Source organism: Streptomyces sp. sk2.1, from assembly GCF_008120935.1.
Lineage (GTDB): Bacteria > Actinomycetota > Actinomycetes > Streptomycetales > Streptomycetaceae > Streptomyces.
In genome coordinates, this window is record NZ_RDBO01000071.1 from 52,298 (window position 1) to 61,996 (window position 9,699).

Here is a 9,699-nt window from a genome sequence, read left to right on the forward strand (position 1 = left end):
CCCCGGGTCCGGACCCGGGGTGGGCCAAACTCGGCACCGGACCGGGGTGTACACGTGTTCACCCTCAGGGTAAACGTCTGTGCACCCCCTTGGCGACAGCTGCCCCCGGTATCGGGTTAGCCTCGAAGACCCGGGCCCGGGCCCGGGCCCGGACTACCGAGACATGAAGGCGAAGGTGGCGGCGATGGCGAAGGTTCCGGCAGCGGCGGTGGCGGCGAGCGGGCTGGTCGGCGGTTACGCCGTCGCGCGGTGGACCGGGAAGCGGCCGCTGGGTGGGGTGGCCCTCGCCGCCGCGGGCACCGCCGCCGCCTACGAGTGGAACCGGCAGGCGGGACCGCGCGCGGCCGTCGGGCTGACCACGGCGTACGTCGCCGCGTTCGCCGGCTCGCACCCGCTGGCCAAGAAGGTCGGCGCCTGGCCCGCCGTCTTCGCCGTGGCGGGCGGCATGGCCGCCGCGTCGTGGGCGGTCACCCGCCGGGCGGCCTGAACCTCGTACGCGACGGGTCTCCGGACCGCGTACACGGCGGGGGTCCGTTGCCTCCGTACCCCCTGCGCCCTACGGCCCTACGCCCCCAGCGCCCGGGACACCGTGTAGATCAGCAGGCCCGCCAGGGCGCCCACCACCGTGCCGTTGATCCGGATGAACTGCAGGTCGCGGCCGATGTGGGCCTCGATCTTCTTCGACGTCTGGTCCGCGTCCCAGCTCGCGACCGTGTCGCTGATCAGCGACGTGATCTCCGTGCGGTACGTCGTGACGACATAGACCGCCGCGTCCTCCAGCCAGCCGTCCAGCTTCGCCTGGAGCCGGTCGTCCGTCGCCAGCCGCGCCCCCAGCCCCATCAGTGAGGCCCGCGCGCGCAGCCGCAGCTCGCTCTGCTCGTCCTCCGCCGCCGCGATGATCATCGAGCGCACGGACGCCCAGGCCGAGGCGATGACGTCCTGGACCTCGCCGCGCCCCAGGATCTCCGACTTCAGCCGCTCCACCCGGGCCCGGGTGTCCGAGTCCGTCTGGAGGTCGGACGCGAAGTCCGTCAGGAAGGTGTCGATCGAGGCGCGCGCCGGGTGCCCCGGCATGTCCCGCATCTCCGTGACGAACCGCAGCAGTTCCTTGTAGACCCGCTCCCCGATCCGCTTGTCCACGAACCGCGGCGTCCAGCCCGGCGCCCCGCCCTGCACCGCCTCCATCACCGAGTCGCCGTGCAGCACCAGCCAGTCGTGGGCACGCGTGCAGACCAGGTCCACCACCCTGCGGTGGCCGCCGTCGGCGACGACCTTCTCCAGCATCTTCCCGAGGCCGGGGCCGATCTCCACCGCGTTCGCCCGCCGGGTGATCGCCTCGCCCACCACGGCCTGCACATCGGCGTCCCGCAGCACGGTCAGCGCGCCGCGCAGCGCGGTCGACAGCTCGGCGGTGACCCGGTCCGCGTGCTCCGGCTCGGCCAGCCAGGCACCGAGCCGCCGTCCGACTCCCAGGCCGTGGATGCGGCCCCGCACGACGTCGCCGGAGAGAAAATTCTCGCCGACGAAGGAACCCAGGGAGGCCCCCAGCTGGTCCTTCTTGGTGGGGATGATGGCGGTGTGCGGGATCGGCAGGCCGAGCGGGCGCTTGAAGAGCGCCGTGACGGCGAACCAGTCGGCCAGCGCGCCCACCATGCCCGCCTCGGCGGCCGCGGCGACGAAGCCCGGCCAGCCGCCCACCCCCTCGTTCTTCGCCCAGGTGGCGAGTACGTACACGAGCGCGACCAGCAGGAGGAGGCCCGTGGCCGTGGTCTTCATCCGGCGCACGCCGCGCCGCTTCTCCTCGTCGGCCGCCGTGTACGCGAACGAGGCGAGGGGAGCCGGGCGGTCACCGGGCACGGTGCGGGCCGCGCCCGCCGCCCGCACCGGCCGCCGCGCGCCCCGCGCCCCTTCCGCCGGTCCGGTCCGCTCCTGCTCCGGTCCGGTGCGGTCCTCTTCCGGTCCGGGTCGTTCCTCCGGTCCGGTCCGATCGATCCGTTCCATCCGCTCCACCCGTCCGCGTACGCCCCGCTCCCGGTGCCCCGTACGCATTGTGCCTACCTGACCTACTCCCGGGCCGCACGCCGAGTTCCCGACGACCTGTCCCATCATGGGACCAGCACAATCGATCATGAGGAGACCCACCGACCATGCCCAGGCGCCAGGGGTACGCCCTGCTCATCGCCCTCCTGGCGGGCACCGCCGTGCTCGCCGCAGCCGTGGCGTTCACGGGCACCCTGCTGTTCTCCGGCCCCGGCGGCCGACCGGCACCGGCCGACGCCCCCGGGGCCGCGGCCCGCGGCCCCGCCGCGCCCGCGCGCTCCGCCGGGCTCTGGACCGCCACCTGGGCGGCGGCCCCCATCGCCGGGGTCCCCGACACCGCCCACGGCAGCGCCCTGAACCGACGCACCATCCGTAACGTCGTGCACACCAGCATCGGCGGTGACGCGGCCCGCGTCACCCTCTCCAACGTCTTCGGCACCCGCCCGCTGCACCTGGACCGCGTCACCGTGAACGCCCGCACCGTGACCTTCGGGGGCGCCGCCCGCGCGACCGTCGCGGCGGGCGGGCAGCTCGTCAGCGACCCGGTCGTCGTCCCGGTCGCCGCCGACGCCGACCTCGTGGTCGCGCTGCGCACCTCCGCCCCCGAGGGCCCCGTCACCATGCACCCGGGCAGCCATCAGACCTCGTACGTGGACACCGCGTGGGGCACCTGGCGGACCGACGGCTGGCGCTACCTCACCGCCGTCGACGTGCGCACCCGGGCCGCCGCCGGAACGGTCGTGGCGATCGGCGACTCGCTCACCGCGGGCACCGGCTCCACCTCCGACACCAACAGCCGCTGGCCCGACGTGCTCGCCGACCGGCTGGGCGGCCGGTACGGGGTGGCCAACGCCGGCATCGCGGGCAACCGCGTCCTGCGCGACGGCCGCGGCGTACGGGCGAGCGTCCGCTTCGACCGCGACGCCCTGGGCGTCTCCGGGGTGCGGACCGTCGTCATCGCGCTCGGCATCAACGACGTGCAGAAGTCCCCGCAGGAGACCGACCCGCACCGCATCGCGGACGCCCTGCGGTCCATGACGCGGCGCGCCCAGGCGCACGGACTCCGGGTCGTGGGGGCGACGCTGATGCCGTACGAGGGGTTCCGCACCTGGACCCCCGCGCGCGAGGAGGTACGGCAGCGGGTCAACGAACTGATCCGGGCGGGCGGGGTCTTCGACGCCGTCGTCGACTTCGACGCGGCGGCCCGCGACCCGCACCGCCCGACGCGGCTCCGGCCGGCCTACGACAGCGGCGACCATCTCCATCTGAACGACGCGGGCTACCGGCTGCTGGGCTCGACGGTGGATCTGACGACCCTGGTCCACGAACGCCCCGTGTCCGACGAGCTCTGAACGATCGGGCCGGGGCGGAGGCGGTACGAACACGGGCGGGGCGGAGGCGGTACGGCACCCCGCACCGCGCGCACCCCGTACCGCGCACCCGTACCGGCCCTCAGTACCGCGCGCCCCGTACCACCCCGCACCGCGCGCACCCCGTACCGCGCACCCGTACCGGCCCTCAGTACCGCGCGCCCCGTACCAACTCCCCGGCCCGCCCCGACCCGTCCCGGCCTCCGGCCCGTCGGTCCTCGACCCGTCAGTCCCCGGGCCGGTCCGAGGAGCCGGGGCCCTTCTCCAGGCGGCCCCGGCCGCTCTCGCGGTCCAGTTCCCGCAACCGCTCCAGCTCCGCTTCCTTCAGCCGCTGCTTCTCCGCCTTGCTCCGCTTGCGCTCCACACCGACGCCGCCCATCAGCGCGAAGCCGGTGATCCGCACCCGCGGGGAGTCCGGCGACGGAACCCCCTCGTCCTTCGAGGACTCCCCGAAGCCGCCCATGATGCCGATGCCCCGGACCTCGACGTTCAGCTCCGGCGGAACCGTCACATGCATCCCGCCCATGATCGTGAAGCAGCGGATGACCACCTCGCGGTCCTCGAAGTTCGCGTCGCGCAGATCGATCTCACCGCCGCCCCACATCGAGAACGCGGTGAACTTGCGGGCCACCGTCCAGTTCCCCCGGCGGCCGAACCCGCCCCAGAACGCGAACGCGCCGCCCGACGTGGCGGGCTTGCCGACCCGGTCCGCCCAGCTCGCCGCCGAACCCGTCCGCGCCGGCCCCCGGGCGCCCACCGGAGCCACCGCCGTGCCCGGCGCCGGGAGGTCCCGGACCAGCGGCTCCAACTCCCCGTGCGTGCGCGCCTTGTAGGCCGCTTCGAGCCGCTGCTCGAACTCCTCCATCTCCAGCCGGCCCTCGGCCACCGCCTCGCGCAGGGTCTCGGCGACGCGCTCGCGCTCGGCGTCGGAGGCACGCATTTCCGGAAGGTCACTTGTCATACCGCGCAGCCTATTGAACGGGCGCGCTCCCGTCACAGCTCCACGTGCCGGTTCCCCGGCCCGGCCCGCCGGAACCGCGCCCCGCCCGCCGGGGCCGAGCCCTACCGTTCCGCGGCCGACTCGTACATCTTCGCGATCACGGCCTCGATGTCCGGCTCCCGCACCGACAGGTCGACCAACGGGTAGTCCGCGGCGATCCCGGCGACCAGCGGGGCCGCCGACTCCGAGGCCGGAAAGGCCAGCCACTGCCGCGGCCCCTCCACCTTCACGTTGCGGACCGAGGGCGCCGACTCCAGTGTGATCGGCGGGAGTTCGCGCTCCAGATCGACCACCAGCGTCCGCTCGCTCCGGCCCACCTCGTGCAGACCGGCGAGCGCGCCGTCGTACATCAACCGGCCGTGGTCGATCACCATCACGCGCTTGCAGAGCTGCTCGATGTCCGTCAGGTCGTGGGTCGTGAGGAGCACCGTCGTACCGCGTTCGGCGTTCAGGTCCCGCAGGAACTGGCGCACCTTGGCCTTGGACACCACGTCCAGGCCGATCGTCGGCTCGTCCAGGTACAGCACCTCGGGGTCGTGCAGCAGCGCCGCCGCGATGTCGCCGCGCATCCGCTGCCCCAGCGAGAGCTGCCGCACCGGAACGTCCAACAGCTCGCCCAGATCGAGGAGTTCGACGCAGCGCTCCAGGTTCTCCCGGAAACGGGCGTCGGGAATCCGGTACATCCGGTGCACCAGCCGGTACGAGTCGCGCAACGGCAGGTCCCACCAGAGCGTGGTGCGCTGCCCGAACACCACCCCGATCCGGTGCGCCAGCCTCGTGCGCTCCCGGGACGGGTCGATGCCCGCCACCCGCAGCCGGCCGGCGCTCGGGGTGAGGATGCCGGTCAGCATCTTGATCGTGGTCGACTTCCCCGCGCCGTTCGGGCCGATGTAACCGACCATCTCACCGCGCGCGACCCGGAAGCTGATCGAGTCGACCGCCCGCACCTGGCGGCGCTCGCCGCGCATGAAGCCGGTCCTGCGACGCACGTCGAAGACCTTCTCCACCCCGTCCAGCTCGATGAAACCGCTCCCGGGCCCGCCCTCCGCGCCCGCTTCCCCGCCTGCCTCCGCACGTGTCCCCGTTCCCGCCTCCGTACCGGCTCCCGTTCCGGCTTCCGTATCGATTTCCGCGCCCATGTCCGCCGCCCCGCCTCACTCGTCGTCGTGCGTTGTCATGCGTTGTCATGCGTTGTCATGCGTTGTCGTGGCTCGTGGATCAGCTTCCCGTGCTGCGGTACGCGCGCAGGCCCATGCGCCAGGCCGCGCCCGCGGGCAGCAGGCACAGGCCCGCCACCACCGGGGGCAGGAACGCCACCCAGTCCGGCAGGCCCACCGGGTACTCCCGGCCCAGTACGTACAGCGCGGGCAGCCAGTTCACGAAGGCCAGCGGCACCACGAAGGTCACCCCGCGCACCAGGTCCTTCGCGAAGATCGTCGGCGGGTACTGGAGCAGGGTGTTCCCGCCGTACGTGAAGGAGCTCTGCACCTCGGCCGCGTCCTGCGCGAGGAACTGGAACGCCGCCCCGGTCACGAACACCGCGGCGAAGATCGCCGTCCCGCTCAGCAGCATCATCGGGATCATCGCCGCCTTCAGCGGCGTCCACTCGATGTCCAGCGCCACCAGCGCGTACCCCAGCACCATCAGCCCCTGGAGGATCCGCCCCACCCTGCGCAGCGCGAACCGGTCCGCCGCCACCTGCGCGAGCACCGGCACCGGCCGCACCAGCAGGGTGTCCAGCGTGCCGTCGCGCACCCGCCGCCCCAGCCGGTCCATCGACCCCAGCAGCAGGTCGGCGAGGCCGAAGGCGGTGCCCGACGCCCCGTACAGCAGGGCGACCTCGGGCAGGGTGTACCCGCCCAACGCGTCCACGTGCGAGAACATCAGCAGGATCGTCACGAAGTCGAAGGCCGTCGCCGCGAAGTTCCCGAACGCCGTCATGGCGAACGAGGCGCGGTACGCCATCGTCGAGCGCAGCCACATCATCACGATCAGCCCGTACGCGCGCAGCCCCTCGACGAGGCCGGGCCGTTCGGCGAACACCACTTCGGGCCCGCCCGCGGGACCCCATCCGGCCGTACCGGCCGTGCCGGTCGCACCGGCTCCGTCGGCCGTCCGCACCGCACCGCTCGTGTCAGCCACCCTGGACCACCACCCTCCTCGTCGCCACCGACTGCACCGCCCGGCCCACGAGCAGCAACGCCACCGCCCAGCCGGCCTGGAACCCGTACGCCTCCACCAGACCCCACCCCGTGCGCTTGCCGAGGAACACGTCGACCGGCACCTGGAGCAGCGAGGACCAGGGCAGTGCCCGCGCGATCTCCCCCAGCACCCCGGGGAACAGCGTCAGCGGGAGCAGCATCCCGGAGAAGAACATCCCGGCCAGCCACGCCATCTGCGCCGCCCCCGCCCCGTCCAGCAGCCAGAACGCGCTGAGCGCCACCAGATAGCGGATCGCGAAACTGACCACGACACCGAGCGTCACCGAGACGAGGAAGGCCAGCCAGCTCAACGGCTCGGAGGGCAGCGCCAGATCGAAGGCGAGCGCCCCCACCAGCAGCGGCACGATGCCACGCCCCAGCAGATGGAACGCCGCCCTGCCCAAGTCGCCCGCGAGCCACCACAGTTGGAGGTCCACCGGCCGGTAGAGGTCCACCGCCACGTCCCCGGTGCGGATGCGCTCGATCAGCTCGTCCTCGAAACCGCCGCCCATCATGGCGCAGGTCATCAGCAGCGCCTGCCCCAGCCACACATAGGTCAGCGCCTCGGACATGTCGTAACCGCCGAGCTGCGGACGCTCGTCCCACAACGCCGTGTAGGTGTAGGCCAGGATGAAACCGAAGACGGTGTTGGTGAAGACGCCCGCCGCCGTGGCGGTCCGGTAGGTGGCGTGACGCCTGAACCCGCCCGCCGCCACCACCGCGTAAAGCCGCACCGCATCCACCACCCATCAGATCGGGTGCCCAACGGCTTCGGACACCAAAGCGCACGACCCTAGTGCAGCCGGGACGGCCGCCGCGACCGCTTTTCGGAGGTCGATCCGGTGGTTATTCAGAAGAAAGGGGCACTATGGGGGAAGTGACCGCGTCCGAGGAGTCCGTACGGAAATGAGCGACGAGCCACAGCAGCCGAACGGGGAACGCGAACCCCGGGGCTGGGCCCCCAGGGACCCCGCCTCCCACGACGCCCCGGGCGGCGGCGACGCCGCGGCGGCCGACGGCAAGGGCACCCCCGGAACCGACGGGACCGACGGCACCCCCGGAGCCGACGGAACCACCCCCGAAAGCGGCCGGGCGAAGAAACCCGGACGCCCCAAGCGCACCGGCTGGCGCCGCGCCGTCCCCACCTGGCGGATGACCCTCGGCGCCATCCTCCTCCTCGCCCTGCTCCTGATCGGCGGTTTCATCGCCGGGTACGAACTCGTCGACATCCCGCCCGCCAACGCCAGCGCCACCGCGCAGTCCAACGTCTACCTCTACGAGGACGGCAGCACCCTCGCCCGTTCGGGCGAGGTCAACCGGGAGAACGTCAAACTCGCCCAGATCCCCCTCACCGTCCAGCGCGCCGTCCTCGCCGCGGAGGACCGCGACTTCTACTCCGAACGGGCCGTCGACCTCAAGGCCATGGCCCGCGCCGCCTGGAACACCCTCACCGGCAAGGGCAAACAGGGCGGCTCGACCATCACCCAGCAGTACGTCAAGAACTACTACCTGGGCCAGGAACAGACCCTCGTCCGCAAGGCCAAGGAGTTCTTCATCGCGGTCAAGCTCAACCGCGAGGAGTCCAAGGACCAGATCCTCGAGGGCTACCTCAACACCAGCTACTTCGGCCGCAACGCCTACGGCATCCAGGCCGCCGCCCAGGCCTACTACAGCAAGGACATCGACGAGATCACCACCGCCGAGGGCGCCTACCTCGCCTCCCTCCTCAACGCCCCCAGCGCCTACGACATCGTCGTCCACCCCCAGAACAAGGCCGCGGCCCTCGGCCGCTGGAACTACGTGCTCGACGGCATGGTCAAGGAGAAGTGGCTCACCCCGGCCGACCGCGCCGCCATGCAGTTCCCCGTGCCCGGCAAGGTCAAGCCGTCCACCGGGCTCTCCGGACAGCGCGGCTACATCGTCCAGGCCGTCGAGGACCACCTCACCAGCAACAAGATCATCGACGAGAACACCCTGGCCACCGGCGGCTACCGGATCACCACCACCCTGGAACGGAAGAAACAGGACGCACTCGTCGACGCCGTCGACGACAACGTCATGTCCCAGACCAGCCCCGACCGCCCGGCCGACCGCAACGTCCGCGTCGGCGGCGCCTCCGTCGACCCCCGCACCGGCCGGGTCGTCGCCATGTACGGCGGCATCGACTACACCAAGCAGTACGTCAACAACGCCACCCGCCGCGACTACCAGGTCGGCTCCACCTTCAAGCCCTTCGTCTTCACCTCCGCCGTCGCCAACCGCTCCACCACCCAGGACGGCCGCCGCATCACCCCCGACACCGTCTACGACGGCACCAACAAGCGCATGGTCCAGGGCCCCGACGGCCCCACCGGCTACGCCCCCGCCAACGAGGACGACATCAGCTACGGGCCCATCACCGTCTCCACCGCCACCGACAAGTCCGTCAACGCCGTCTACGCCCAGATGGCCGAGGACGTCGGACCCGCCAAGGTCAAACAGACCGCCATCGACCTCGGCCTCCCCGAGAACACCCCGGACCTCACCGCGTACCCGTCCAACGCGCTCGGCGTCGCCACCGCCAGCGTCCTCGACATGGCCGAGGCGTACGCCACCCTCGCCAACCACGGACGGCACGGCGCGTACACCCTCGTCGTGAAGGTCACCAAGGACGGCGAGGACATCGAACTCCCCGACCGCGGCACCACCGAACAGGCCGTCCCCCGCGAGGCCGCCGACACCACGACCGCGATCCTCCAGAGCGTCGTCGAGGGCGGCACCGGCACCGCCGCCCAGGCCGCCGGCCGCCCCGCCGCCGGCAAGACCGGCACCGCCGAGGAGGACAAGGCCGCCTGGTTCGCCGGCTACACCCCCGACCTCACCACCGTCATCGCCGTCATGGGCCAGGACCCCGAGACCGGGGTGCAGAAGCCGCTGTACGGGGCGCTCGGCCTGGCCCGCGTCAACGGCGGCGGCCCGCCCGCCCGGACCTGGGCCCAGTACACCGAGGCCGCCCTGCGCGGCACCGGGGTCCGGGACTTCGACCTCGACCTGGAGAGCGGTGTCGAGGAACCCCTCCCGCCCACCGACGAGGAAACCGGCCCCCAGG

Annotated in this window: 8 protein-coding genes; 3 read left to right on the forward strand and 5 right to left on the reverse strand. The window is 72.4% G+C overall.

The annotated features are described in order from the left end of the window. The first annotated feature begins 184 nt into the window (after positions 1-184). The gene (locus EAO76_RS25005; RefSeq protein WP_148838165.1) at positions 185-487 is read left to right on the forward strand and encodes a hypothetical protein; all 303 of its coding nucleotides are present in this window, start codon (positions 185-187) and stop codon (positions 485-487) included. Positions 488-564: 77 nt separating this feature from the next. On the opposite strand, the gene EAO76_RS25010 is transcribed toward EAO76_RS25005, so the two are convergent. Next, positions 565-2,001: a DUF445 domain-containing protein gene (locus EAO76_RS25010; protein WP_376037731.1), complete on the reverse strand. Its 1,437-nt coding sequence runs from the start codon at positions 1,999-2,001 to the stop codon at positions 565-567. 146 nt (positions 2,002-2,147) lie between these two features. On the opposite strand from EAO76_RS25010, the gene EAO76_RS25015 reads away from it, so the two are divergent. After that, positions 2,148-3,392: an SGNH/GDSL hydrolase family protein gene (locus tag EAO76_RS25015; RefSeq protein ID WP_148838168.1), complete on the forward strand. Its 1,245-nt coding sequence runs from the start codon at positions 2,148-2,150 to the stop codon at positions 3,390-3,392. A 244-nt stretch (positions 3,393-3,636) separates the two neighbouring features. On the opposite strand, the gene EAO76_RS25020 is transcribed toward EAO76_RS25015, so the two are convergent. From EAO76_RS25020 to EAO76_RS25035, 4 genes are all read right to left on the reverse strand, one after another. Further along, positions 3,637-4,350, reverse strand: a complete 714-nt coding sequence (locus EAO76_RS25020) for a DUF1707 domain-containing protein (protein WP_148838351.1) — start codon at positions 4,348-4,350, stop codon at positions 3,637-3,639. 122 nt (positions 4,351-4,472) lie between these two features. Further along, complete coding sequence (locus EAO76_RS25025) at positions 4,473-5,549, reverse strand: ATP-binding cassette domain-containing protein (RefSeq protein WP_262375731.1); 1,077 nt, start codon at positions 5,547-5,549, stop codon at positions 4,473-4,475. A 79-nt stretch (positions 5,550-5,628) separates the two neighbouring features. Further along, the gene (locus EAO76_RS25030) at positions 5,629-6,456 is read right to left on the reverse strand and encodes an ABC transporter permease (RefSeq protein ID WP_262375748.1); all 828 of its coding nucleotides are present in this window, start codon (positions 6,454-6,456) and stop codon (positions 5,629-5,631) included. An 88-nt stretch (positions 6,457-6,544) separates the two neighbouring features. Further along, the gene (locus tag EAO76_RS25035) at positions 6,545-7,345 is read right to left on the reverse strand and encodes an ABC-2 family transporter protein (RefSeq protein ID WP_148838169.1); all 801 of its coding nucleotides are present in this window, start codon (positions 7,343-7,345) and stop codon (positions 6,545-6,547) included. Positions 7,346-7,517: 172 nt separating this feature from the next. Between EAO76_RS25035 and EAO76_RS25040 the strand changes: the two genes are divergently transcribed. After that, the coding region (locus EAO76_RS25040; RefSeq protein ID WP_148838354.1) for a transglycosylase domain-containing protein at positions 7,518-9,699 on the forward strand (2,182 nt) is incomplete at its 3' end.

Excerpts from the sequence above, each read along its gene's own strand:
- EAO76_RS25005 (WP_148838165.1), top strand. The coding sequence starts at position 185 with ATGGCGAAGGTTCCGGCAGCGGCGGTGGCGGCGAGCGGGCTGGTCGGC.
- EAO76_RS25025 (WP_262375731.1), bottom strand. The coding sequence starts at position 5,549 with ATGGGCGCGGAAATCGATACGGAAGCCGGAACGGGAGCCGGTACGGAG.
- EAO76_RS25010 (WP_376037731.1), bottom strand. The coding sequence starts at position 2,001 with ATGGAACGGATCGATCGGACCGGACCGGAGGAACGACCCGGACCGGAA.
- EAO76_RS25020 (WP_148838351.1), bottom strand. The coding sequence starts at position 4,350 with ATGCGTGCCTCCGACGCCGAGCGCGAGCGCGTCGCCGAGACCCTGCGC.
- EAO76_RS25015 (WP_148838168.1), top strand. The coding sequence starts at position 2,148 with ATGCCCAGGCGCCAGGGGTACGCCCTGCTCATCGCCCTCCTGGCGGGC.